Origin of the sequence: Aeromicrobium senzhongii, assembly GCF_014334735.1 — a bacterium.
Lineage (GTDB): Bacteria > Actinomycetota > Actinomycetes > Propionibacteriales > Nocardioidaceae > Aeromicrobium > Aeromicrobium senzhongii.
The window spans coordinates 2,334,707-2,358,042 of the sequence record NZ_CP060587.1 but is presented as its reverse complement, the minus strand read 5'-3'; the positions used below and the strand labels follow the sequence as shown (position 1 = coordinate 2,358,042).

General features: G+C 71.9%; 24 protein-coding genes. 14 read left to right on the top strand and 10 right to left on the bottom strand.

Annotated elements, in window-relative coordinates:
* The first annotated feature begins 27 nt into the window (after window positions 1-27).
* Genes H9L21_RS11625 through H9L21_RS11610 form a run of 4 tightly spaced genes read left to right on the top strand, consistent with a single transcriptional unit; the run spans window position 28 to window position 1,907 of the window.
* Window positions 28-456, top strand: a complete 429-nt coding sequence (locus tag H9L21_RS11625; protein ID WP_154596757.1) for a hypothetical protein — start codon at window positions 28-30, stop codon at window positions 454-456.
* Window positions 453-737: a transcriptional regulator gene (locus tag H9L21_RS11620; protein WP_187411486.1), complete on the top strand. Its 285-nt coding sequence runs from the start codon at window positions 453-455 to the stop codon at window positions 735-737. Before H9L21_RS11625 ends, H9L21_RS11620 begins: the two co-directional genes overlap by 4 nt.
* Before the next feature lie 43 nt (window positions 738-780).
* Window positions 781-1,260: a hypothetical protein gene (locus tag H9L21_RS11615; RefSeq protein ID WP_154596758.1), complete on the top strand. Its 480-nt coding sequence runs from the start codon at window positions 781-783 to the stop codon at window positions 1,258-1,260.
* Window positions 1,261-1,265: 5 nt separating this feature from the next.
* Window positions 1,266-1,907, top strand: coding sequence for a TetR/AcrR family transcriptional regulator (locus H9L21_RS11610; RefSeq protein WP_154596759.1), 642 nt, complete (start codon window positions 1,266-1,268; stop codon window positions 1,905-1,907).
* Window positions 1,908-1,921: 14 nt separating this feature from the next.
* On the opposite strand, the gene H9L21_RS11605 is transcribed toward H9L21_RS11610, so the two are convergent.
* Both H9L21_RS11605 and H9L21_RS11600 read right to left on the bottom strand, forming a co-directional pair.
* On the bottom strand, window positions 1,922-2,755 hold the full coding sequence (locus H9L21_RS11605) for an alpha/beta fold hydrolase (RefSeq protein ID WP_187411485.1): 834 nt from the start codon (window positions 2,753-2,755) through the stop codon (window positions 1,922-1,924).
* A gap of 7 nt (window positions 2,756-2,762) precedes the next feature.
* Window positions 2,763-3,521 carry an SDR family NAD(P)-dependent oxidoreductase gene (locus H9L21_RS11600; RefSeq protein WP_154596761.1) on the bottom strand — a complete coding sequence of 253 codons (759 nt, stop codon included), beginning with the start codon at window positions 3,519-3,521 and terminating at the stop codon, window positions 2,763-2,765.
* A gap of 132 nt (window positions 3,522-3,653) precedes the next feature.
* On the opposite strand from H9L21_RS11600, the gene H9L21_RS11595 reads away from it, so the two are divergent.
* Both H9L21_RS11595 and H9L21_RS11590 read left to right on the top strand, forming a co-directional pair.
* Window positions 3,654-4,412 carry a ParA family protein gene (locus H9L21_RS11595; RefSeq protein ID WP_187411484.1) on the top strand — a complete coding sequence of 253 codons (759 nt, stop codon included), beginning with the start codon at window positions 3,654-3,656 and terminating at the stop codon, window positions 4,410-4,412.
* An 89-nt stretch (window positions 4,413-4,501) separates the two neighbouring features.
* Window positions 4,502-5,155 (top strand): L,D-transpeptidase, encoded by a 654-nt coding sequence (locus tag H9L21_RS11590; RefSeq protein WP_187411483.1) that lies wholly within the window; start codon window positions 4,502-4,504, stop codon window positions 5,153-5,155.
* A 24-nt stretch (window positions 5,156-5,179) separates the two neighbouring features.
* Here the strand turns inward: H9L21_RS11590 and H9L21_RS11585 are convergent, their stop codons facing one another.
* Window positions 5,180-6,631 carry a DEAD/DEAH box helicase gene (locus H9L21_RS11585; RefSeq protein ID WP_154596764.1) on the bottom strand — a complete coding sequence of 484 codons (1,452 nt, stop codon included), beginning with the start codon at window positions 6,629-6,631 and terminating at the stop codon, window positions 5,180-5,182.
* 171 nt (window positions 6,632-6,802) lie between these two features.
* On the opposite strand from H9L21_RS11585, the gene H9L21_RS11580 reads away from it, so the two are divergent.
* Entirely contained in the window at window positions 6,803-7,501 is a 699-nt protein-coding gene (locus tag H9L21_RS11580) for a ferritin-like fold-containing protein (RefSeq protein WP_154596765.1), read from the top strand.
* A gap of 88 nt (window positions 7,502-7,589) precedes the next feature.
* Here H9L21_RS11580 and H9L21_RS11575 read toward each other — a convergent pair whose 3' ends face one another.
* Together H9L21_RS11575 and H9L21_RS11570 are read right to left on the bottom strand one after the other, a co-directional pair.
* Window positions 7,590-7,826 (bottom strand): DUF3107 domain-containing protein, encoded by a 237-nt coding sequence (locus H9L21_RS11575; RefSeq protein WP_232418724.1) that lies wholly within the window; start codon window positions 7,824-7,826, stop codon window positions 7,590-7,592.
* Window positions 7,823-8,458 carry a TetR/AcrR family transcriptional regulator gene (locus tag H9L21_RS11570; protein ID WP_187411482.1) on the bottom strand — a complete coding sequence of 212 codons (636 nt, stop codon included), beginning with the start codon at window positions 8,456-8,458 and terminating at the stop codon, window positions 7,823-7,825. Before H9L21_RS11570 ends, H9L21_RS11575 begins: the two co-directional genes overlap by 4 nt.
* Window positions 8,459-8,614: 156 nt before the next feature.
* Here H9L21_RS11570 and moeZ point away from each other — a divergent pair, with 156 nt between their 5' ends.
* Genes moeZ through H9L21_RS11540 form a run of 6 tightly spaced genes read left to right on the top strand, consistent with a single transcriptional unit; the run spans window position 8,615 to window position 17,814 of the window.
* Window positions 8,615-9,814, top strand: a complete 1,200-nt coding sequence (gene moeZ, locus H9L21_RS11565) for an adenylyltransferase/sulfurtransferase MoeZ (RefSeq protein ID WP_255467041.1) — start codon at window positions 8,615-8,617, stop codon at window positions 9,812-9,814.
* 27 nt (window positions 9,815-9,841) lie between these two features.
* Window positions 9,842-10,132 (top strand): MGMT family protein, encoded by a 291-nt coding sequence (locus H9L21_RS11560; RefSeq protein WP_154596766.1) that lies wholly within the window; start codon window positions 9,842-9,844, stop codon window positions 10,130-10,132.
* Between the two features lie 44 nt (window positions 10,133-10,176).
* Window positions 10,177-13,365 (top strand): ATP-dependent helicase, encoded by a 3,189-nt coding sequence (locus H9L21_RS11555; protein WP_187411481.1) that lies wholly within the window; start codon window positions 10,177-10,179, stop codon window positions 13,363-13,365.
* Window positions 13,362-16,490, top strand: coding sequence for an ATP-dependent helicase (locus H9L21_RS11550; protein WP_187411480.1), 3,129 nt, complete (start codon window positions 13,362-13,364; stop codon window positions 16,488-16,490). The genes H9L21_RS11555 and H9L21_RS11550 overlap by 4 nt, the downstream gene beginning before the upstream one ends.
* 3 nt (window positions 16,491-16,493) lie before the next feature.
* Window positions 16,494-17,357 carry an NAD(+) diphosphatase gene (nudC, locus tag H9L21_RS11545; RefSeq protein WP_187411479.1) on the top strand — a complete coding sequence of 288 codons (864 nt, stop codon included), beginning with the start codon at window positions 16,494-16,496 and terminating at the stop codon, window positions 17,355-17,357.
* A gap of 46 nt (window positions 17,358-17,403) precedes the next feature.
* On the top strand, window positions 17,404-17,814 hold the full coding sequence (locus H9L21_RS11540; protein WP_154596768.1) for a VOC family protein: 411 nt from the start codon (window positions 17,404-17,406) through the stop codon (window positions 17,812-17,814).
* 30 nt (window positions 17,815-17,844) lie between these two features.
* On the opposite strand, the gene H9L21_RS11535 is transcribed toward H9L21_RS11540, so the two are convergent.
* Together H9L21_RS11535 and H9L21_RS11530 are read right to left on the bottom strand one after the other, a co-directional pair.
* Window positions 17,845-18,270, bottom strand: coding sequence for a DUF4234 domain-containing protein (locus H9L21_RS11535; protein ID WP_154596769.1), 426 nt, complete (start codon window positions 18,268-18,270; stop codon window positions 17,845-17,847).
* A gap of 68 nt (window positions 18,271-18,338) precedes the next feature.
* The gene (locus H9L21_RS11530; protein WP_154596770.1) at window positions 18,339-18,593 is read right to left on the bottom strand and encodes a mycoredoxin; all 255 of its coding nucleotides are present in this window, start codon (window positions 18,591-18,593) and stop codon (window positions 18,339-18,341) included.
* A gap of 116 nt (window positions 18,594-18,709) precedes the next feature.
* Between H9L21_RS11530 and H9L21_RS11525 the strand changes: the two genes are divergently transcribed.
* Window positions 18,710-20,716, top strand: a complete 2,007-nt coding sequence (locus tag H9L21_RS11525; protein ID WP_154596771.1) for an ATP-dependent helicase — start codon at window positions 18,710-18,712, stop codon at window positions 20,714-20,716.
* Window positions 20,717-20,813: 97 nt separating this feature from the next.
* Here the strand turns inward: H9L21_RS11525 and H9L21_RS11520 are convergent, their stop codons facing one another.
* From H9L21_RS11520 to H9L21_RS11510, 3 genes are all read right to left on the bottom strand, one after another.
* Window positions 20,814-22,175: an ABC1 kinase family protein gene (locus H9L21_RS11520; protein WP_187411478.1), complete on the bottom strand. Its 1,362-nt coding sequence runs from the start codon at window positions 22,173-22,175 to the stop codon at window positions 20,814-20,816.
* Window positions 22,176-22,211: 36 nt separating this feature from the next.
* Window positions 22,212-23,018, bottom strand: coding sequence for a hypothetical protein (locus H9L21_RS11515; protein WP_154596772.1), 807 nt, complete (start codon window positions 23,016-23,018; stop codon window positions 22,212-22,214).
* Between the two features lie 96 nt (window positions 23,019-23,114).
* Window positions 23,115-23,273, bottom strand: coding sequence for a DUF5679 domain-containing protein (locus H9L21_RS11510; RefSeq protein ID WP_146827129.1), 159 nt, complete (start codon window positions 23,271-23,273; stop codon window positions 23,115-23,117).
* Window positions 23,274-23,336: the final 63 nt, after the last annotated feature.

Sequence of the window (23,336 nt, the reverse complement as noted above, 5' to 3'; positions counted from 1 at the left end):
GTTGGCAAGTCGAGCTCAGGAGAGATCATGGACGAACGGGACCAGGCGCGCGAGGCGCTCGAGCAGATCGCGGCCACCCGCCGCACCACGGCGCAGCGGGTCGCGAGCCCGAAGGGTTACTACGCCGTCGCCGGTTCCGGCGCCGCGCTCGTGATCGTGGGGCTCGGCCTGGACGGCTGGGTGCGCTGGGCCCTCTATGCGGTGGGTCTGCTGACGGTGTTCGGCGCGATGCAGTGGTACACGCGACACACCGGCGCGGTGGCGTGGGCGACGCTGCGTGAGCCCGGCGCCTGGCGCGCGTGGCTCATGGCGGGGATCTCCTTCGTCGCGATGGGTGTCGCCTTCTTCGGGCCGGTGCCGGCAGTGATCGGCGCCGTCGTGACCGCCGCCTCGTGGGCGGTCCTGGGTCCGGCGTGGGACGCCGACTGGGTGCGCAGCATCGAGGAGCAGCCGTGAGTGCGGGCACCTTCGATCCGCTGATCCACGCACCGCACCGGCTCCAGATCTGCGCGATGTTGGACACCGTCGACAAGGTCGAGTTCGCACTCCTGCGCGACGGGCTCGGCGTCAGCGAGTCGGTGCTCAGCAAGCAGGTCAAGGCGCTGGAGGACGCCGGGTACGTCAAGGTGTCGAAGGGCGCGCGTGAGGGGCGCGTGCGCTCCTGGGCCGCGTTCACCAAGGCCGGGAAGAAGGCCTACCGCGATCACGTCGCAGCGCTGCGCGCGATCGTCGGGTAGTGCTATCTTCGTTCTTGAGCGTGTGCTCAAGAACGAAGGGCAGATGATGACGCGAGACCAGATCACCCTCTGCGGCTTGGGGGCCGCCACGATCTCCGGCGGTGTGTGCGCCCTCGGGTGCCTCGTGATCGCCTATGCCGTCGAGGTGGCGGGAGGGTCCCCGTTCGAGTGGCACGTCCTGGGAGCGCTGGTCGTCGTCTGGGCCGTGTTCGGGCTGTGGCTCGGTGTCTTCGTGGGGCTCTTCGCGGGGGTCCTGCCGACCATCCTGAGCGTGGTGCTCTGGCCCCGGCTCGTGGCCCGTGGGGGGATCCGGCGGGCGCTCGCCGTGGTCGTGGCACTGGTCACCGCCGTCGCGTGGGTCGAGGCGCTCGTCCTGGTGGGCCTCTTCGATGCCCGGCCCGTCGAGGCGTTCTGGTGGGCCTCGGGCGCAGCGATGGTGTCCGGGGCGAGCATGTGGATCGTCCTGCGCCTCTCGTGGCGGGCGCACCTGCGCCGCACCGCGCTGCACGCAGCGACATACTGAACCCCGTGCCGCCGAAGTCAGCCGAGGAGTCCAAGCGCCGCCTCGTCGAGGCGACGATCGAGGTCATGACCTCCGACGGGATCACCGCTGTCTCGGCCCGGTCGGTGTCGCAGCGCGCCGGGCTGGCCCAGGGTCTGGTCTTCTACCACTTCGGCTCGGTCACCGACCTGGTCGCGCAGGCCTGCGTCACCGCCACGCGGGAGCGCGTCGAACTGCACCGGGAGCGCTTCGAGCAGGCACAGTCCTACGGTGACCTCGTGCAGCTGGCCCGCGACGTCCAGGAGGCGGAGCGCGGAGCCGGGCACGTCTCGGTGCTCGGCCAGGCGCTGGTGATGGCCCAGTCCGATCCCGGCATCGGCCGCGCCGCCCGGGACGCGCTGCTGCTGTGGCGCGAGCCGCTCAGCGGAGTCGCGTCGCGGCTGCTCGTCAAGGGCTCACCCTTCGAGGGCGTGATCGACCCCGAGGCGTTCACCGACCTGCTGATGGCCGCGTTCATCGGGTTCGAGCTGACCGATCCGGTGCGCACCGAGGCCGACTCCGACCGCTCGTTCGACGCCGTCGCCGCGATGGCGCGAGCACTCGACGGTCTGGGCCCGGTGGCGCGCCGCGCCGTCTCCGGCACGCTGCGCCGGACCCGCACGCGCTGAGTCGCGTCAGCGCCTCAGTGGGCCAGCAGGAAGCCGCGCCAGTCGTCGACGAGCTCCTCGGGAGCCTCGACGCCGGGGGAGTGGGCCGCCGACGGCAGGATCACGATCTCGGTGCCGAGCCGGCGGGCCATCTCGGCCTGGACCTCATGCGGCCACGCGTCGTCGGTCTCGCCGCGGGCGACCCAGCACGGGACCCCGGTGGCCGCGACCTCGTCCACGCGGTCCTCGGCGTCCAGCAGGTGCTGGGTCATCGCCTTGAGCGAGGCGGGGGCGTTGGCCGTGAACCGCTTCGCCAGGAACGCGGTGATCTGGGCGGGGCGCTTGATGCCCTGCTCGCGCAGCTCGTGGATTTGCAGCAGCGGCACCTTGCCGATCGCGGTGACCAGGCGCTGGAGGGGCCGGGTCGGGGTGTCGCCGAGCGCTCCGGGGCCGGTGCACAGGAGGCTGAGTGTCCGGATGCGATCGGGATGCCCGATGGTGAGCGTCTGCGCCACGAGGCCGCCGAACGAGTGGCCGAGCAGGTGGAAGCGCTCGTCCTGGATCGTGACGTCGGCCAGGGCCAGCGCGTCCTCGGCCAGGCCCTCGAGCGAGTAGTCGTCCTCGACGTCGCCGGGGGACTCGTACTGGCCCCGCTGGTCGAAGGTCACGACGTCGAAGCCCAGGTCGGCCAGCAACGGCAGGACGGGGGTGAAGTCCTCCTTGCTGCCGGTCCAGCCGGGTACGAGCAGGATCGAGCCCACGCGCTCGCCGGCCGCGCTGATCCGGTGCACGGCGTGTTCGCTGCGGGCCGTGAGGACGCGGGTGACCTCCACGCCCTCCGGGATCTCGAGGGTCCTGGGAACGCTCACTCCTGCCTCACCGACCACGCTTCGCGACGTTCGCCACGACGCTGGTCGGGGCATGGCGGGCGATCGAGGTGAGGACCTTGTACCGCAGCGAGGGGACCGAGACGGCCTTGCCGCGCTCGAGGTCGCGCAGCGAGCCCTTGACGACCGCGTCGGCCTTGAGCCACATCCAGCGGGGGACGCTGTCGATCTCGGCGCCCATGCGCTGGTGGAACTCGGTGCGCGTGAACCCGGGGCACAGGGCCTGCACGGTGATGCCGACGTCGGCGTAGTGCCAGTTGGCCCACTGCGAGATGTTCACCAGCCACGCCTTGTGCGCCGAGTACGCGCCACGCGGCGTGAACGCCGCGACGCTGGCGACGTTGATGATCCCGCCGCGTCCGCGTCCGGACATCGACTTGATGGCGGCGTCCATGAGGTGCATCGGCGCGCGCACCAGCAGGTCGAGCTGACGGTCCTCGTCGGCGATGGCCGTGGTGCCGAACCAGCCCGCGAGGGAGGCGCCGGCGTTGTTGACCAGCAGGTCGATGGGGCGCCCGGACTCCGAGAGTCGATCGGCGACGCGGTCCATGCCCTCGGACGTCGCGAGGTCCGCGGTGACGACCTCGACGTCGACCCTGTGGGTCGTCGACAGGTCGGAGGCCAACTGTTCGAGACGCTGGGTGTCGCGGGCGACGATGACGAGGTTCGTTCCCCGTCGCGCCAGCTGCCGGGCGAACGCGTTGCCGATGCCGGCGGTGGCGCCGGTGATCAGGGCCGTGCGGGTCATGGGGCCAGCATGCCAGTTCCATGACGGCCCGCCGCTCGGGAGGCTCCCCTCGCGCGGGAGCGTGGCGGTGATCTCACCGGAGCCGCTCGTCGAGGCCTGCTGCCGCGCCCCGGTCGGTGGCACAATGTCGGCGTGACCACCACCCTCGCCCTGGCCAACCAGAAGGGCGGCGTCGCCAAGACCACCAGCGTCGCGTCGATCGGGGCCGCTCTGGCCCAGGCGGGGCAGCGGGTGCTGCTGGTCGACCTGGACCCCCAGGGCAGCCTGACGTTCTCGCTCGGGATCGACCCTGAAGAGCTCGAGGTCACGGTGGCCGAGGTGCTGCTGGGCAAGGCCGTCGTGCGCGACGCGCTCGTGACCTCCGAGGAAGGGCTCGACCTGCTGCCGGCGAACGTCGCGCTGGCCGAGGCAGAGGAGAACCTGATCAGCCGCACGGGCCGTGAGCAGCGGCTGCGGGTGGCCCTGGCCAAGATCGCCGACGAGTACGACTGGATCGTGCTGGACTGCCCGCCCGCGCTCGGCGTGCTGACCGTCGGCGCCCTGTCGGCCGCCGACGAGGTGCTCATTCCCCTGCAGGCCGAGACCCTGTCGCACCGTGGCGTCGGCCAGCTGCTCGACACGATCCACGACGTGCGCCGGTTCACCAACCCCGACCTCGTCATCCGCGGGGTCCTGGCCACGATGTACGACGGCCGCACCGCCCATGCGCGCAACGTGCTGGCCGCGATCAGCGAGACCTATGACCTCGAGGTCATCGATCCGCCGATCCCCAAGACGATCCGTTTCGCGGAGGCGCCGGCGATTGGCCGCACGATCCTCAGCACGGCGCGCTCGCACAAGGGCGCCGAGGCCTATCGCGACGTCGCCCGCGTGCTGATGGCGGGCCGATGACGGCTCAGGGACCGAGCGACGGCGGGTCCGCCACGCGCACGCCCCGCGAAGTCGGCCATCGCCGCCGGGTGGCGCCTACCGTGGAGGACATGGCTTCCCCGCCCCCGACCCGCCTGCGACTCGGCCGGGTGACCGCACTGGCCGGTGCGCTCGTGCTGACCGCCAGCGTCGCCGTCGTCTCGCTCGTTCTGCCCGAGACCGACGCCGCCGCGACCCAGACCCGGACGGGCGCCGCCGTCGCCGAGGCCGTGCTGCCCACGGTCGCCGCGGCCACGACGGCGCCGACCACGCCGACACCGGCGCCCCCGAAGAAGGCTGCCGCCGCGCAGGCCGATCCCGCCCCGCCGGCGAACTCCGGCACGGGCCGCCGCATCGTGTTCGACCAGTCGGACCAGCGGGTGTGGCTGATCGAGGCGGACGGGACCGTCGACCGGACGTACCTGGTCTCGGGCAGCCGGTTCGACAACCTCAAGACCGGCACGTACGCGGTGCAGTCGCGTCAGCGGCACGCCACGAGCTTCGACTACACCGGTTCAATGGAGTACTTCGTGCGCTTCGCGACGGGATTCAGCGAGCCCATCGGGTTCCACTCGATCCCGGTCTACAACAACGGCAAGCCCGAGCAGACCGTCGAGCAGCTCGGCCAGCCCTTGTCGGCCGGGTGCGTCCGGCAGAAGAAGTCCGACGCCAAGTACCTGTGGCACTGGGCGCCGGACGGCACGACCGTCGTCGTCACGGCGTGAGACGACGGTCGGCCTGAGGGTCGATCAGTCGGTCGCGGCCTGCGGAGCGCCCTCGGCGGGCTTGCCGCCACGGGTGCGACGACGGCGCCGGCGACGGGCCTGGCCCTCGCCCGAGGCCTGCTCGTCGGACGACGCCTGGGGGCGACGCTCGGTCTGCTTCTCGGTCGAGCCGGCAGCGGGGCGCGAGCCGCCGTCGCGGCTGCGGCTGCGGTCGCGGTCGCGGCCACCGCTGCGGCCGTCGCGCTTCTGGCCGTCACGGCCACCCTCGGTACGGGGCTCCTTCGGTGCCGCGGGCTTGAGCCGTCCCTTGGCGTTGCGGTCGATGCCCATGTCCTGGAACAGGTGGTCCGAGGTCGAGTAGGTCTCGATCGGCTCGTCGTACGGCAGGTCGAGCGCCTTGTTGATGAGCTTCCAGCGCTGCAGGTCGGCCCAGTCGACGAACGTGACGGCGATGCCCGATGCGCCGGCGCGGCCGGTGCGGCCGATCCGGTGCACGTAGGTCTTGTCGTCCTCGGGGCACGTGTAGTTGATGACGTGGCTGATGTTGGCGACGTCGATGCCGCGAGCGGCGACGTCGGTGGCGACCAGGATGCTGACCTTGCCCTCGCGGAAGCCGTCGAGCGCCTTCTCGCGGGCCTTCTGGGCCATGTCGCCGTGCAGCGGCGAGGCCGGGAAGCCGCGGTCGGCCAGGTCGTCGGCCACGCGCTGGGCCTGGCGCTTGGTGCGCGTGAAGATGACCACGCGCTCGACGTCGTCGGCCTGCAGGATGCGGGCGACGACCTCGGGCTTGTCCATGTCGTGCGCCTGCCAGACGAACTGGCTCGTGGCCGGGACCATCTGGCCGGACTCGGCCGACTCGGCACGGATGTTCATCGGGTGGTGCATGTGCTTGCGCGCCAGCGTGACGATCGAGGACGGCATCGTGGCGCTGAACAGCATCGTCTGGCGGGTCTCGGGCGTGCGGGCCAGGATCGACTCGACGTCGGGCAGGAAGCCCAGGTCGAGCATCTCGTCGGCCTCGTCCAGCACGAGCGACTTGACGTGGCTGATGTCCAGCGCGCCGCGGTTGACCAGGTCGAGGATGCGGCCGGGCGTGCCGACGACGATGTCGACGCCGGACTCGAGCGCCTCGAGCTGCGGCTCGTAGGGGACGCCGCCGTAGATCGTGAGGTTGCGCGTGCCGCGGTTCTTGGACGCGGTGGCGACGTCGCCGGCGACCTGGATGGCCAGCTCGCGGGTCGGGGCCACGATGAGTGCCTGCGGCTTGCCGGGGGCGGCCAGCTGGTCGAAGTCGGGGTCGTGCGGGGCGACGGTGCGCTGGATGACCGGGATGGCGAAGGCCAGGGTCTTGCCGGTGCCCGTGCGGGCCTGGCCGATGAGGTCGGTGCCCATCAGGGCGACCGAGAGGGTCATCTCCTGGATGGGGAAGGCCTCGATGATGCCCTTGTCGGTGAGGGCGTCGACGATCTCGGGCATGACGCCCAGTTCAGTGAAGGTAGTCAGGGGTCTGCTCTGGTTTCTGTGTGCGATCTACTGTCAGCGGATCTCGGAAATGGCTGGGATCCTGCGAGGCAGGATCGGCGAATACCCCGCCAGTCTATCGCTCCGGGCCTTGTTGCGGAGTATCGCCGCGCTACAGTCCCGGTCATGACCTCCGACCCGACGACCGGCGGCCCCCTGGACGATCCCGACTACCGAGCCGGCGTGGTCGAGCTGCTGGCCCTGCTGAGTTACGGCGAGCTCAGCGCGGTCGAGCAGCTCAACCAGGACTCCCAGGACGCGCCCGACCTGTCCACCAAGGTCTCGTTGCTGACGATGGCTGCCGCCGAGTGGAGCCACTTCGTCCAGCTGCGCGACCGCCTCATCGAGCTGGGGGAGGACCCCTACGCGGTGATGGAGTCGTTCCGCGCGACCTTCGCCCGCTTCCATGACCGGACCGAGCCGTCCGACTGGCTCGAGGGCCTGCTGAAGGCCTACGTCGGCGACGGGCTCGCCGCCGACTTCTACCGCGAGATCGCGGCCTTCCTCGACGCCGACACCCGCCAGCTCGTGCTGGAGACGATGAGCCAGACCGGCAACAGCGAGTTCGTCGTCGACCAGGTGCGCGAGGCCATCGCGGCCGATCCGCGCGTCGGCGGACGGCTCGCGCTGTGGGGCCGCCGGCTGATGGGCGAGGCGCTCAGCCAGGCCCAGATGGTCGTCGCGGAGCGCGACGTCCTGACGGCCGTCGTCGTGGGTGCCGCCGACCGCCCCGGCGGGTTCGACCTCGCCTCCATCGGGCGCATGTTCGCCCGCATCACCGACGCGCACACCGAACGCATGGCGCGCCTCGGCCTCGACGCCTGAGGCCAGCAGAGACGAGAAATGCTCCTGATCTCACCTCTGCGCGCCGCGCGAAGGTGAGATCAGGAGCAGATCTCGGACGGGCCTGGGGTCAGGCGCTGGTCAGACCGAAGCCGACCTTGCGGCCGCTGTCGGCGTTGAAGTACAGGTAGGCGACCTTGTCGGCCGGGACGGCCACGGTGTGGCCCTTGCTGTCGGTGACGGTGAACAGCGAGTCGTCCTTCAGCGCCTGGTTCAGCGTCGCGAGCACGGTGTCCGGCTCGGCGTTGGTCTCGACGGACAGTTCACGGGCGGCGTTCTGGACGCCGATCTTGACCTCCACGGTCACTCATCTCCTTCGTTGGTGGGCTTGGGGAACCCGCCGATCCCACGCCAGGCGAGTGTCGAGGCGAGGGTGACGGCGTCGTCACGGGTGAGGCCGGAGGCACCGGACAGCCAGGCGCGGGCGCCCACGTGGCCCATGCCGACGAGGCCGGCGGCCAGCAGTTCGGCGGCGCCGCGCGACAGGCCGGTGTCCTCGACGATGACCTCGGCGATGGCGGCGGCGGACTCGGAGGTGACTCGGTCGACCAGACCGCTGACCTCGGGGTCGCTGGTCAGGTCCGACTCGAAGACGAGGCGGAACGCCTTCTCCTGGTTGGCGACGCAGTCGTACCACAGGCGCATGGTGGCCTGGACGCGCTCGGAGTTGTCCTGCGTCGACGCGAGCGCCGACCGCACGCCCTCGATCACCGTGTCGACCGCGCTGGAGACCAGAGCGGTGTACAGGTCGAGCTTGCCGGGGAAGTGCTGGTAGAGCACGGGCTTGGAGACTCCGGCGCGCTCGGCGATCTCGTCCATCGAGGCGGAGTGGTAGCCCTGCTCGACGAAGACGTCGAGCGCGACGTCCAGCAACTGGGCCCGACGCGCGGTACGGGGAAGACGCCCCGCGCGGGGCCGGGCCTCTGGGGTCTGGGTCACGCCCCAACCCTAGCGGGAGGTTACCCACGGGTCGCTCCCAACGCCGTGCTCCGGAGACCGTCGGCGGGTGCGGGTCAGGCTGTCCACCCTGCGGACGGAGTGCCACATGCTGGGATGGCCGAGGAACAATGGAAGCCTGCCCCCGGTTGTGCACCGGTGAGCAAGCAACCGAAGGAGAAGCCCGTGGTCGCGCCCCTGGTCGAGCCCGCCGATGAACTGACTGTCGACGAGGTCCGTCGCTACAGCCGCCACCTGATCATCCCCGACGTGGGCATGACGGGTCAGAAGCGTCTGAAGAACGCGAAGGTCCTGGTCATCGGTGCCGGTGGCCTGGGCAGCCCTGCGCTGCTCTACCTGGCCGCGGCCGGTGTCGGCACGCTGGGCATCATCGACGACGACGTCGTCGACGAGTCGAACCTGCAGCGCCAGGTCATCCACGGCCAGTCCGACATCGACAAGCCGAAGGTCATCAGCGCCGCGGAGTCGGTCGCCGAGACCAACCCGTACGTCAACGTCATCACGCACAACGTGCGCCTCGACAACGACAACGTGCTGGAGATCTTCAGCCAGTACGACCTGATCCTCGACGGCACCGACAACTTCGCGACGCGCTACCTCGTCAACGACGCGGCCGTCATCTTGAACAAGCCGTACGTGTGGGGCTCGATCTACCGCTTCGAGGGCCAGGTGTCGGTCTTCTGGGCGCAGGAGGGCCCGCAGTACCGCGACCTCTACCCCGAGCCGCCGCCGCCGGGCATGGTCCCGTCGTGCGCCGAGGGCGGTGTGCTGGGCGTCCTGTGCGCGTCGATCGGCTCGATCATGGTCACCGAGGCGATCAAGCTGATCACCGGCATCGGCGACCCGCTCATCGGCCGTCTCATGGTCTACGACGCGCTCGAGATGCGGTACACGACGCTCAAGGTCCGTCGTGACCCCAACGGCGTGCTGCCCACCGAGCTGATGGGCGACTACGAGGCGTTCTGCGGCGCGATCAGCGACGAGGCTGCGGACGCGGCCGCCGACGCCACGATCTCGGTGTCGACGCTCGAGACCTGGCTCAAGGAGCGCGAGGAGGGCCAGCGCGACTTCGTGCTGGTCGACGTGCGCGAGCCGAACGAGTACGAGATCAACCAGATCCCCGGCTCGGTCCTGATCCCCAAGGGTGAGGTCCTGGCCGGCAAGGCGTTCGACCGGCTGCCGCAGGACAAGCAGGTCGTCCTGCACTGCAAGTCGGGCGTGCGGTCGGCCGAGGCGCTGGCGGTGCTCAAGGGCGCCGGCTACTCCGACGCGGTGCACGTCGGTGGCGGCGTCGTGGCGTGGGTCAACCAGATCGACCCCAGCCAGCCCAGCTACTGAGCGGTCCTCCTGCGCGAGGATGACCTCATGGACGAGTCGTTCACCGAGGCGGTGCTGGAGGTCGTCGAGCAGATCCCCTCGGGGTCCGTCGCGACCTTCGGCCTGATCGCCGAGCGGCTCGGCCGTGGGGGCGCCCGCCAGGTGGGGCGCGTCATGTCCCTGGAGGGGCACGGCGTCCCGTGGTGGCGGGTCGTCCGTGCCGACGGCACGTTGCCGCCGCATCTCGTCGTCGACGCCCAGGAGCACTGGCGCGACGAGGGGACGCCGGTGCGCAACGGCCGCGTGGTGGTCGTCGAGGCCCTCGCGCCGGACTTCTGACACGTCCGCCCGAAGGTGTCGGTGCTGTCTGGTTCCATGGGCACGTGCCCGTCGATTTCGTCCTGAAGCGCCCTGAAGGCGTGCGCGCCGACGCGCCCCGGCTCGACGAGGCGCAGCAGTCGGTCGTCGACCACCGCGGGGGTCCTCTGCTCGTGCTGGCCGGCCCCGGCACGGGCAAGACCACGACCCTCGTCGAGGTCGTCGTCGACCGGATCGAGTCCGGCGAGCTGACCCCCGACCAGATCCTCGTGCTGACCTTCAGCCGCAAGGCCGCCGGAGAGCTGCGCGACCGGATCGGCCGCCGGCTGCCCGGCACCTCGGGCACCGTCGCCGCGATGACCTTCCACGCGTTCTGCTACGCCCTGGTCCGCGAGTTCAGCGACCCCGAGGCGTTCGCCGCCCCGCCCGAGTTGATGACCGCACCGGCCCGCGACGCGGTGGTGGCCGACCTGCTCGGCGGGCACGACGCGTCCACGTGGCCGCAGTCGCTGCGCGAGGCGCTGGGCACCCGCGGGCTGGCGGCCGAGCTGCAGTCCTTCATGTCGGCGGCGGTCACGCGCGGCCTCGATCCCGACGACCTGCGCGCCCTCGCGGCCACGCGCGAGCGCCCCGAGTGGGAGCGGGTCGCCGATGCGATCGAGGAGTACCACCAGGTCATCGACCTGCAGAACCGCACCGACTACACCGATCTGGTCACCCGGGCAGCCGCCATCGCGAGCGACCGCGACCACCAGCGGGTGCTGCGCGACCGGTTCCGGTTGGTCGTGGTCGACGAGTACCAGGACACCGATCCGCTGCAGGTCCGGCTGCTGCACGACCTCGCCGGCGACGGCCGCGACCTCGTGGTCGTCGGCGACCACGACCAGGCGATCTACGGCTTCCGCGGCGCCGATCCCGGTGCGATCACCCGCTTCCCCGAGCAGTTCGCCACCGCCGGGAGACCTGCGCCCACGGTGGCCCTGACCACCACCCGGCGATTCGGTCCTCGCATCCTCGAGGCGGCTCGCGTGGCCCTGGGCCACCCGCCGATCCCGCCGGGTCTCGACGCCCGTGCGGCCGAGCGACACCGCAACCTGCAGTCGGTCGCTCCCGAGCCGGGCCGGGTCGAGGTGGCCACCTACGCGTCGGCCACCGCCGAGGCCGAGCACATCGCCGCGACCCTGCGCCGGGCCCACCTCGACGACGGGCTCGCGTGGTCCGACATGGCGGTCCTGGTGCGCACGGGGGCCGACCTGACCCGGCTCCAGCGTGTCCTGGCGCCGGCGGGCGTCCCGGTCGAGGTGGCGGGCGACGAGGTGCCGCTGGTGGCCGAGCCGGCCGTCCGCACCCTGTTGCTCGCGCTCGAGGCGGCCGATCGCATCGGCCGCGAGGAGACGCTCGACCCCGAGATGGCCGAGGCCCTGCTGACCGGTCCGCTGGCCGGCCTCGACGGGCCGGCGATGCGCCGGCTCGGTCGGGCGCTGCGCCGCCGCGACCCCGAGACCCCGTCCAGTGACCTCGTCGCGGCATCGCTGCACGACCCCGCCGCGCTCGGGCTGTCCACCACCGACCGCTCCACCGCCGACGCGGTCGAGGCGGCGCGCAGCCTGGCGGCCCTGCTCGGCCGTGCCGCCGCGATCCTGCGTCGCGGCGAGCCGCCGGAGCAGGCGCTGTGGCTGCTGTGGGACGGCACGCGGTGGCCCGCTCGGCTGCGCGAGCAGTGGGGCACGGTCGAGGGCCGGGCCCACGCCGACCGTGATCTCGACGCCGTCTGCGCCCTGTTCCGTCACGCGGCCCGGGCCGAGGAGGGCGGCCGGCGCCGCGACACCGTCAACTTCGTCGCCGAGCTGCGGGCCCAGCAGATCCCGGCCGACCAGCTCGAGTCCAGTGCCGCCCGGCCCGATGCCGTGCGCCTCATGACCGCCCACCGCTCCAAGGGCCTGGAGTGGCCGCTCGTGGTCGTGGCGGGGGTCCAGGCCCAGCGGTGGCCCGACCTGCGCAGTCGCGGCAGCCTGTTGCGCTCCGAGCACCTCGACGGGCCGGTCGGTCCGGGCGCGCGCGGCGAGCAGCTGCGCGAGGAGCGCCGGCTGTTCTACGTCGCCTGCACGCGTGCCACCGGGCGCCTCATGATCACGGCCGTGCAGACGCCCACCGACGACGGCGACCAGCCCTCGCGGTTCGTGGCCGAACTGCTGGCCGCGGGCTTCGGCGAACCCGAGGCCCTGCCGCTCGGCCGCCCGGTCCGCCCGGTGTCGCTGCGCGGTGTCGTGGCCGAGCTGCGCCGCATCGGCGAGCAGACCGACGATCCCGTCGTGCGCGACGAGACCGCGTCGATGCTGGCCGAGATCGTCCGCGCCGACCTGGCACTCACCCGTCCGGCCGACCCCGACCGGTGGTGGGGCCTGGCCGAGACCACGCGGTCGGACACGCCGTGGCGGCCCGAGGACCAGCCGCTGGCGCTGTCGGGCTCTGCGGTCGAGGGGATCACCGCCTGCTCCCTGCGCTGGTTCCTGGGCCGCGAGGCCCACGGCGAGTCGGCCTCCACCTCCGCGCAGGGTTTCGGCTCGATCGTGCACGCCCTGGCGGCCGACGTCGTCCAGCGCGGCGTCGAGCCGGACGAGGTGGCGATGGCCGCCCGCCTCGACGAGGTCTGGCACCGCCTCGACCACCAGGCGGCCTGGCTGGGCGAGCGCGAGCGGCAGGCTGCCCACGAGACGTTGGTGCGCTTCGCTCGCTGGCACCGTGCCAATCCGCGCACGGTGCTCGCGGCCGAGCACGCGTTCACCGCCACGGTCGTCGTCGGCGGCGAGGAGGTCCTCCTGCGCGGGTCGATGGACCGCGTCGAGATCGACGCCGAGGGTCGTGTCCACGTGATCGACTTCAAGACCAGCCGCAACGCCCCGGCGCCCCGCAAGATCGCCGAGCACGCGCAGCTGGGCATCTACCAGGTGGCCGTCGAGCACGGCGCCGTCGAGTCGCTGGGGGTGGCGGACGCCCGGTCCGGCGGGGCCGAGCTCGTCCAGCTGCGTACGCCCGCCGGTGCGAAGGACCCTGACTCACCCAAGGTGCAGCCCCAGGCCGCGCCGGGCGAGTCCGGCGACCAGCCCTTCTTCGCCCTGGACCTGCTGACCGAGTCGGCCCGTGCGGTGCGTGACGAGCAGCTGGTCGCCCGCCCGAACGACCACTGCGGCTTCTGCGACTTCCAGCCGTTGTGCCCCGTCATCACCGGACCCACCATCGGAGGTCCGCAGTGACGCCGCTCGTGCGCGACACCGACCACCTCAAGACCATCCTGGGCATCCCGTTCAGCGACGAGCAGCTGGGTGCGATCACGGCCGACCCCGCCCTGCCACAGGCGATCATCGCCGGTGCCGGCGCGGGCAAGACGGCGGTCATGGCGGCTCGGGTGGTCTGGCTCGTCGGCCATCTCGGGTACGCGCCCGACCGTCTGCTGGGCCTGACGTTCACCTCCAAGGCGGCTGCCGAGTTGGCCGGCCGCGTCCGCGACTCGTTGGACAAGGTGGGCGACTTCTCCGAGTTCGGCGAGCCGACCGTGTCGACGTACCACGCGTTCGCCGGCACGCTGATCGCCGAGCACGGCCTGCGGATGGGCATCGAGCCCGATCTGCGGGTGCTCGCCGACGCCACGCGATTCCAGATCGCCGCCCGGGTCGCCCGCGGTCACGACGGGCCGCTGCGGCACGTTTCGGCGTGGTTGCCCACGGTGATCGGCGACCTGCTCGACCTCGACGGACAGTTGTCCGAGCACCTCGTCACCACCGAGGAGCTGCGCCGGTTCGACCAGGCCACGGTCGAGCGGGCGCAGGCGGTCGAGAAGCCGCTCAAGTGGCACGACGAGATCGTCGCCGCATGCCTCAAGCGCGACGAGCTGGCCGACCTGGTCGACGAGTACCGCGCCGCCAAGGCCGACGCGGGCGTCATGGACTTCTCCGACCAGATGGCCTGGGGCGCCCAGCTGGCCACGCTGCCCGAGGTCCAGCAGGTGCTGCGCGAGCGGTACGACGTCGTGCTCCTCGACGAGTACCAGGACACCTCGGTCGCCCAGCGCGACCTGCTGCAGTCATTGTTCGCGGGGCGGCCGATCAGCGCCGTGGGTGATCCCGCCCAGGGGATCTACGGCTGGCGCGGTGCCGCCTCGGGCAACCTCACCGCCTTCCTCGACGACTTCCCCGGCGCCGACGGCGAGAAGGGGCGACTGTTCAGCCTCGACGTCACGCGCCGCTGTGCGCCCGAGATCATCGATCTGGCCGGCTACGTGGCGCGCGAGTACTACGGCTCTCCGGGCATCTCCGACATCGTCACGCCGCTGCGGGCCGCCCCCGAGAACCCGCAGGGCGAGGTGTCGGTCGCCCTGCACACCGGCGTCGCCGAGGAGATCGAGGCGCTCGTCGGGCTGGTCGTCGACGCGGTCGAGCGGGGCGTGCCGCGGCGCGAGATCGCCGTCCTGGTCCGCACGACCAACGAGAACCCCGAGATCGTGCGCGCGCTGCGGTCGCGCGGACTGCCGGTCGAGATCGTGGGTCTCACCGGTCTGCTCCAGCAGCCCGAGGTCGTCGACGTGCTGTCGGTCCTGGCGATCCTGGACGACGTCACCGCCAACCCGGCGCTGCTGCGTCTGCTGACCGGGGTGCGTTGGCGCATCGGCGAGCGCGACCTCGCCCTGCTGGGCCAGCGGGCCGCCGAACTGGGCCGGATGTGGCGCGACGGCGACCAGGTCGACTCCAGCGACCCCGACGCCGTGCTGCAAGCCGCCCTCGACGAGGCCACCACCGGCGTCGACCCCACCGAGATCGTCTCGCTCGCCGAGGCCGTCGAGGACCCGGGCGACCGGCCGTACTCCGAGGCGGCACGGCGCCGGTTCGCCGACCTCGCCTCGATGCTGCGGCGGTTGCGCCGTCACGCCCATGAGCCGCTGCTCGACCTCGCCCGCCGGGTCGTGACCGAGCTCGATCTCGACGTCGAGCTGCCGGTCGCGGGGGTGCCCACCGACAACCTCGCGCTGCTGATGGACGCCATCGGCGACTACGCCCAGCACGACCGGTACGCCTCGCTGCCGGGCCTGCTGGCCCACCTCGACGCCGAGCGCGAGTACAACGAGGGGATGGAGCTCAGCGCTCCGTCCGACGCGGACTCGATCAAGCTGCTGACGATCCACCGTGCGAAGGGCCTGGAGTTCGAGGAGGTCTTCGTGCCGTTCGTCTCCGGCACCGTCTTCCCGTCCGGTCGCGGGCGCTCGCGATGGCCCACCGTCGCCAAGGCGCTGCCGGCCCCGTTGCGCGGCGACGTCGACTTCGTGCCGCAGATCGCCGAGTTCACGAGCCCTGCCAAGAAGGCCTTCGAGGAGGACACCCGGCGCGATGCGCTGATGGAGGAGATCCGGCTGGCCTACGTGGCGTTCACTCGGGCCAAGCGCCGCCTGCACGTCAGCGGGCACCGCTGGGGCCGCACCCAGCTGCGCCCGCGCCCCGAGTCGGCCTTCCTCGTCGATGTCCGTGACTGGCTGGCCCAGGGTGGCGTCGCGCCGATCACGTGGGCCGAGCCCCCTGCCGACGACGACCAGAACCCGCACCTGGTCGACCAGACCGTGCCGTGGCCCGTCGCCCTGACCTCCTTCGACCGGCGCCGGGCACTCGCCGACGCCGTCCGTCAGCACCTCTCCGGCGAGGAGGCGCTGCCGGTCGAGGCCGACCCGCGCCTGACCGAGCTGCGCACCGACCTCGACCTGCTGCTCGAGGAGGCCCGGGCCCGGGCCGAGCACCGGGTCGTGGTCGACCTGCCCGCCTCGCTCTCGGCCACCGACGTGTTGGCGCTGGCGCAGGACGAGGAGGCATTCGTGGCCTCGCTGGCGCGGCCGATGCCGCGGCGACCCTCGGCGGCCGCCCGCTTCGGCACGCGGTTCCATGCCTGGATCGAGGCCCGGTACGGCCAACAGACGCTGCTGGACCCCGACGAGCTGCCCGGTCGCGGCGACGCCGAGGTGGCCGACGAGTCCGACCTCGACGCCTTGAAGGAGGCGTTCGAGTCCGGGCCGTTCGCCGGGCGTGAGCCGGTCGCGGTCGAGACTCCCTTCACGCTTCGCCTCGGCGGTCAGCAGATCATCGGCCGGATCGACGCGGTGTTCGCGGTCCGCCTCGAGGACGGCAGTGAGGGCTTCGAGGTCGTCGACTGGAAGACCAATCGGGTCGCCGACGCCGACGACCTGCAGCTCGCGCTCTACCGCCTCGCGTGGGCGGAATTGCAGGGCATCGAGCCCGAACGTGTGGTCGGCACCTTCCACTACGTCCGGCTGGGGGAGTCGCACACGTTCGCCGACCTGCCCGACCGAGAGGCCCTCGAGACCCGTCTCGGGTTACGGTGAAGCGTGGATTTCGCGTTCGACCGGGCCCGGCACGACCGGGCGGGAAACCTGCGGAGACGCGATGAGCTGTGGAGGACACCGGACCTGCGCGTCCTGGTCCTCGGCGGCGAGCACGTCGCGACCGTGGACGGCCCTGCGCTGCGCTGGGTCACGATCGACGAGGCACCCGACGGCGAGTGGATCCTGCTCGGCGACCAGAACGGCCGGCGCCACGCCGCCGTGGCGGTCCCGCGGGTCCCGGCCGAGCTGGCCCCGGTCAGCATCCGCACGCTCGCACCGCTGCTCGACCCCGACGAGCTCTCGTTGGCGATCCACGCCGTGGGCCTGGCCCGGTGGCTGCAGGCGCACACGTACTGCTCGCGCTGCGGCGAGTACCTCTACACCGACCAGGCGGGCCACCTGCGGGTCTGCCCGTCGTGCGGCACCGAGCACTACCCGCGCACCGACCCCGCCGTCATCATGCTCGTCACCGACCTCGACGATCGCGTGCTCCTGGCGCGCAACCCCCGGTGGCCCGAGGGCCGCTTCTCGACCCTGGCCGGATTCGTCGAGCCGGGTGAGACCCTCGAGGACGCCGTGCGACGCGAGGTGGCCGAGGAGGTCGGACTGGTCGTCGACGAGGCCACCTACCTCGCCAGCCAGCCGTGGCCGTTCCCGCAGAGCCTGATGCTGGGCTTCAACGCCCGGGCCACCACGACCGACCTGGTGCTCGACCCCACCGAGATCGCCGAGGCGCGCTGGTTCACGCGCGCCGAGCTGCTCGAGGCGATCGAGGCCGAGCAGCTCGTGTTGCCGCCGCCGAAGGTCTCGATCTCGCGCTGGCTGATCGAGCAGTGGTACGGCGGCGACCTGCCCGGCGCCTGGTAGGCCGGGGACGGTTGCCACGGCCCACCGTTGCGAGGAGCATGCCGTCATGAGTGCGTTCCCGCAGCTGCGCCAGACGGTCATCGACGCCACGGACGTGCGACGCACTGCCGAGTTCTACCGCGAGCTCCTCGGGCTGCAGTACCGGCCCGGCGACGAGCCGCGCGCGGACGAGGACCAGGCCGACTGGCTGGTCCTGCGCCACCCGGACGGCTCGGGAGCGCTCGCGTTCCAACAGGTCGATCGTCTCGACCAGACCACCTGGCCCGACCCGGACGTGCCGATGCAGCTGCACCTGGACTGCACCGTGCCGGACCTGGCCGAGCTGCGGCGCCAGCGGGCCCGCGCCGAGGCCCTCGGCGCGTCGCTGCTGATGGACCAGTCAGTCGACGCCGAGGAGCCGCTGTTCGTGATGGCCGACCCGGAGGGCCACCCGTTCTGCCTGTTCGTGGCTCCCTGAGCGGCCACCGTCCCGGTGTGCTCCGACGTGTCAGAGCGCGGGACGAGCCGGCCGGTTGGCGTCCTCGACCAGCATCAGGATGCCGGAGACCAGGTTGCAGAACAGCAGGGTGCAGACGGCCAGCGCGGTGTGCTTCTGGCGGTCCTTCGCGCCCTTGTGGATCTGGATGGTCATCGGGATGTACCAGGCCGCGGCGATGATGCCGAGTCCGCAGGTGCCCACGATGACCAGTCCGAGGATGACCCAGTTGATGATCGCGGCCGCTTGGTACATCCCGTTCGGGGCGGGCTGCGGCACGTACCCGTAGCCGGGGGCGTATCCCGCTGCCGCCGGGTACGCCTGTTGCGGCGGGTAGGACGCATTCCCGTAGGGCGACGGCGTCGCGCCGTAGGGGCTGGATGAGCCGTCCCCCGGTACCGGGCCAGGCGAGTCAGGGAAATGGGGAGGCTGGGTCACGAGCAACGACGATAACGCCGCGCCCCTCGAGGCGTGGCGAATCGTGCTGAAAGGGGCCGAACAGCAGCTCAGAGTCCGAGCTGCGCCTTGACCTGGGCGACGGACGGATTCGTCAGGGCCGTGCCGTCGGCGAACACGAGCGTCGGCACCGTCTGGTTGCCGCCATTGGCCTGCTCGACGAGCTGGGCGGCCTCGGGCTGCTGCTCGATGTCGACCTCGTCGAACTCGATGCCCTCGCGCTTGAGCTGGGACTTCAGGCGGTGGCAGTACCCGCACCACGGGGTGCTGTACATCGTGAAGGTCCCGCTGGCTGACTCGGTCATGGACTGTCGCTCCCTCGCACTACGCTGTCGTGGGGCCCTCGATCGTGCGAATCGCCGATCGTGCCGCTCCCACCCTCAACCTCCAGCCTGCCACTCGCATTCCACGAACGGAGACCATGGGCCTGCCTGACCGCCTCGACGCCGATGACCTGCTGAGCGGACTCGACCCCGAACAACGCGAGGTCGCCACGACCCTGCGCGGGCCCGTGTGCGTCATCGCCGGTGCCGGAACGGGCAAGACCCGGGCCATCACGCACCGGATCGCCTACGGGACGGCCACGGGCGTCTACAAGCCCACCGAGGTGCTGGCGGTGACGTTCACGGTCAAGGCCGCCGGCGAGATGCGCGAGCGGCTGCGCACCCTGGGGGCGCACGGCGTCCAGGCCCGCACGTTCCACTCCGCGGCGCTGCGCCAGGCGCGGTACTTCTGGCCGCGGGTCTACGGCACCGAGTTCCCGCAGATCCTGGAGTCGAAGTTCGCGTTCGTGGCCGAGGCCGCGCGCCAGGTGGGAGTCCGCACCGACCAGGCCACGCTGCGCGACCTCGCGGCCGAGGTCGAGTGGGCCAAGGTCTCGAACGTGCGGCCCGACGACTACGGCGCCGTGGCGGTCCGCCGCCAGCGCACGGTCGGCGACATCGACCCGGGCGAGGTGGGCGCGATCCTGCGTTCCTACGAGCAGGTCAAGCGCGACCGCGGCCGGATCGACATGGAGGACATCCTGCTGATCACCGCCGCGATCCTGGCCGACGAGCCGGCGATCGCCGCCGAGGTGCGCCGCCAGTACAAGTGGTTCGTCGTCGATGAGTTCCAGGACGTCAACCCGCTGCAGTCCACACTGCTCGACCTGTGGCTGGGCGGTCGCGACGAGGTCTGCGTCGTCGGCGACCCGCGCCAGACGATCTACACGTTCGCCGGCGCCTCGGCCACGATCCTGGGCGACTTCGCCAAGCGCCGCTTCCCGGACGCGCCCCAGATCGAGCTGGTGCGCAACTACCGGTCCACGCCCCAGATCGTCGCGGCGGCCAACGAGGTCTTCGCCGGGCGCGGCCCGTCGGTCACCCTGGGCGTGCGCCTGCAGTCGCAGAACTCGCCCGGCCCCGCCGTGGACTACCGGCCCTTCGCCGACGAGCCGGCCGAGGCCGACGCCATCGCCGACCGGATCGTGGCCCTGCACCGCCAAGGCGTGTCGTACCGCGAGATGGCGGTGCTCTACCGCATCAACGCCCAGTCCGAGGTCTACGAGGAGGCGCTGGGCCGGCTGCAGATCCCGTACTCGATGCGCGGCGGCACCGGCTTCTTCCAGCGTCCCGAGGTGCGCCAGGCCGTGACGCTGCTGCGTGGTTCGGCGCGCGCGGGCGAGGGGTCGGGGTCGCTGGCCGACGACGTGCGCGCCGTGCTGGCCGCGATGGACTTCTCCGACACGCCGCCCGAGGGACGCGGCGCGGTCCGCGACCGCTGGGAGTCCCTCCAGGCGATCCACACCATGGCGATCGACCTGGCGCAGGCCGAGCCGCAGGCGGACCTGGCCGCCCTCGTGGCCGACCTCGATCGCCGGGCCGAGCAGGCGCACGCGCCCTCGACCGACGGCGTGACGCTCTCGACGTTCCACGCGGCCAAGGGCCTGGAGTGGGACGCGGTCTTCGTCGCCGGCGCGCAGGAGGGCACGCTGCCCTACGTCGCCACGATGGACGACCCCGCAGCGGTCGAGGAGGAGCGCCGACTGTTCTACGTCGGCATCACGCGCGCCCGACGGCACCTCATGGTGTCGTGGTCCGCGGCGCGCAAGGCCGGGGGACAGGCGCGGCGCAAGCCCAGCCGGTTCCTCGACCGGCTCCTGCCCGAGCAGGTGCAGGTGTCCCGCGCCGCCAAGCGCAAGGTGCGCCTGCCCGAGCCCGACCTCGTCTACGACGAGGCCCTGTTCGAGCGCCTGCGCGCGTGGCGCAAGGAGATCTCCCAGGGGGAGTCCAAGCCGGCGTTCACCGTGTTCAACGACGCCACGCTCAAGGCGATCGCGGCGCTGCGACCCAGCAGCGCCGAGCAGCTGCTCCAGGTCTCGGGCGTCGGTCAGTCCAAGCTCGAGAAGTACGGCGACGGCGTCCTCGCGATCATCGCCGACTCCTGAGCCCCGCCCCAGCCCCGAGATTTGCTCTGAAACTCACCTTTGAGAGCTCCTCAAAGGTGGAAATGGGAGCAAATCTCGGGAGGCGCTGGGGAGTGGGTCAGACGGGGTCGAAGCCCGGCAGGGAGTCGGCGACGATCGCGCGGAAGTGCGCCGTCGAGCCGAGCTGGCACAGCACCCCGATGCCGCCGGCCCAGACGCGGTGGATCAACAGGTAGCCGGGCGGGACGTTGAGCTTGAGCGCGGTGCCCATGCCCTCCTGGCCGGTACTGGCCAGGCGCTGGGTCTGGCGGCGCAGCCAGTCGCGGTCGAACGTGAACGTCTCGGTCACGATCGGCTCGACGAGCGGGCCCAGATAGCCCTCCAACACGTCCGGTTCGATCTTCTGACCGCCGCGCAGGAAACCCTCCTGGCGCAGGCCGTCCGCCACCGTCGCGTAGTCGCCGTCGGCGGCCGCACGCAGCAGCGGTCCCATGGGTGCGGGCAGTCCGTCGGGCAACCGGGCGACGGCGCCGTAGTCGACGACACCCAGCCGACCGTCGGGCAGGACGCGGAAGTTCCCCGGGTGCGGATCGGCATGCAGCAGCCCGGCCCGGATGGGGCCCTCGAACAGGAACCGCACGTAGGTCTCGCCGTACAGGTCCCGTTCCTCCTGGGTGCCGTTGGCGATCACGTCGGCCAGCGACCGGTCGCCGGGCAGCCAGGCGGTCACCAGCGCCCGCTCGGTGTGGGCGAGCGGCTCTGGCACGACGATCATCGGATCGTCCTCGAACGCATCGGCGAAGGTCGACTGGGCGTCGGCCTCGAGGCCGTAGTCGAGCTCCTCGGCGACCCGCTCCTGCAACTCGCGCACGAGGGCCTTCACGTCGAGGTTGGGCATCATCGTGCCGAGCATCCGGGCCAGCCGGCCGATCTGGCGCAGGTCGGACGTGAGCGCCTCGGCGGCGCCGGGGTACTGGATCTTGACGGCCACCTCGACGGGCTCGTCGTCGGGCTCGGGCAGGAACCAGCTGTGGTGGACCTGGCCGATCGAGGCGGCGGCCGCGGGAGTCGGCTCGAAGTCGGGGAAGCGCTCGGCCCAGTCGGCGCCGAACTCGCGCTCCATGACGCGCGCGACGGTCCCCGGCCCCATGGGCGGAGCGGCGTCCTGCAGCTTGGTGAGCGCCTCACGGTAGGGGCCGATGACCTCCTCGGGCAGCGCGGCCTCGAAGACGCTCAGGGCCTGGCCGAACTTCATCGCCCCGCCCTTGAGCTGGCCCAGCACGCTGAAGATCTGGTCGGCCGTACGACGCTGGACGTCGTTCATCACCGCCGACGCCGGAGCTCCGACCAGACGACGGCCGATGCCCCACGTCGTGCGGGCCGCGAACCCGGCCGGCAGTCCGGCGAGGCGGGCGCCACGGCGCAGGGCGCTGCCGGTGAGGGGCTTCTCCTGCGGGTCGTCCACATCGTCGTCGGCCACGTCGTCAGGATAGTGGCGGCCGCCGCATCCGCCCGGTCATGCGGCCAGCAGGCGGCACACGCACGCTGCGGCAAACGGGACGGCGCGCACCTCGACCTCGGACGGGTCCGTTCCGACCGAGAGGACGTGACCGACGGCCGGGGGTCGCTGCCCGTGACGCAGACAGTCGACCTGGCGCATCACCTCGGCGGCCGCGCGATGGAGCAGCCACAGCGGCAGGGCCTGGGGCAGCAGCCGGACCCGCTCGAACTGCGGCAGCAGGGCGGCCCACGCGGGATCGGCGGCGATCAGATGGGCGTCGAGGCAGCCCAGGCACGGAGTGTCCCCCGGCGCGACCAGCGGGCCGATGCGCACCCGCCGCTCGTCGAGCACCACCGGGAGGTGGACGACCCCCGCGGTCACCAGATCCTCGAACGCCGACCGCGCGGGTTCGCCCCCGCTGACCAGGATCTCCAGATCCGGGTCGGCACCGGGCGGACCGAACCCGTCGAGCAGGAGACCGGCGAACGCGGACGTCGATCGGTCGTGGCGCACGGCGACCGTGGGGGAGAGCAGCGCCGGCTCCGGCGCGATGACCGCGCCCGAGACGATCAACCGGTCGAGCGTCGCGCCCAGGTCGTCGGTGAACTCCGGGACGCTCCGCGCGACGACGGCACGGAGCCGTTCGAGGCTGAGCGACCCGTCGAGCAGCCGCAGCAGCCGGGCCATGCCGGGCCGGTCGCGGATGAGCACGCCGGGGCTGGTGCCGACCTGCAGGGTGCGGGCGTCGCGGCGCAGCAGGAGCGCCCCCGGCAGGAGTCGGGGTCCGCACGAGCCGGCGCGGTCGAAGGAGGAGGGCGGCATCGGTCCATCGTGACCGAGCCCAGATGCGGTCGGGCCGGTGATCCACAGCCCGCCGGGGGGCGATGGGGGCGGACGAACCGCCCCCATCGCCAAGTCTCAGGCCTTGCCGAGAATGCGGTTGAGCTTCGTCCCGCACTCGGGGCAGACGCCCTTGGCCATGCGGGTGCCCTTCTCGCTGACCTGGACTTCACCGCTCGTCTCGCGCTTGTCCTTGCACTTCACGCAGTAGAACTCGCCCGTCCATGTCTCCGCCATAACGGCCTCCTTGCCGATGCCGCGCCGCCGATTGTGGCGCAGGTCACGCTCAGCCTAGGCGCA

Excerpts from the sequence above, each read along its gene's own strand:
- H9L21_RS11625 (WP_154596757.1), top strand. The coding sequence starts at position 28 with ATGGACGAACGGGACCAGGCGCGCGAGGCGCTCGAGCAGATCGCGGCC.
- H9L21_RS11615 (WP_154596758.1), top strand. The coding sequence starts at position 781 with ATGATGACGCGAGACCAGATCACCCTCTGCGGCTTGGGGGCCGCCACG.
- H9L21_RS11600 (WP_154596761.1), bottom strand. The coding sequence starts at position 3,521 with ATGACCCGCACGGCCCTGATCACCGGCGCCACCGCCGGCATCGGCAAC.
- H9L21_RS11590 (WP_187411483.1), top strand. The coding sequence starts at position 4,502 with ATGGCTTCCCCGCCCCCGACCCGCCTGCGACTCGGCCGGGTGACCGCA.
- H9L21_RS11585 (WP_154596764.1), bottom strand. The coding sequence starts at position 6,631 with ATGCCCGAGATCGTCGACGCCCTCACCGACAAGGGCATCATCGAGGCC.
- H9L21_RS11580 (WP_154596765.1), top strand. The coding sequence starts at position 6,803 with ATGACCTCCGACCCGACGACCGGCGGCCCCCTGGACGATCCCGACTAC.
- H9L21_RS11560 (WP_154596766.1), top strand. The coding sequence starts at position 9,842 with ATGGACGAGTCGTTCACCGAGGCGGTGCTGGAGGTCGTCGAGCAGATC.
- H9L21_RS11540 (WP_154596768.1), top strand. The coding sequence starts at position 17,404 with ATGAGTGCGTTCCCGCAGCTGCGCCAGACGGTCATCGACGCCACGGAC.
- H9L21_RS11530 (WP_154596770.1), bottom strand. The coding sequence starts at position 18,593 with ATGACCGAGTCAGCCAGCGGGACCTTCACGATGTACAGCACCCCGTGG.
- H9L21_RS11525 (WP_154596771.1), top strand. The coding sequence starts at position 18,710 with ATGGGCCTGCCTGACCGCCTCGACGCCGATGACCTGCTGAGCGGACTC.
- H9L21_RS11515 (WP_154596772.1), bottom strand. The coding sequence starts at position 23,018 with ATGCCGCCCTCCTCCTTCGACCGCGCCGGCTCGTGCGGACCCCGACTC.
- H9L21_RS11510 (WP_146827129.1), bottom strand. The coding sequence starts at position 23,273 with ATGGCGGAGACATGGACGGGCGAGTTCTACTGCGTGAAGTGCAAGGAC.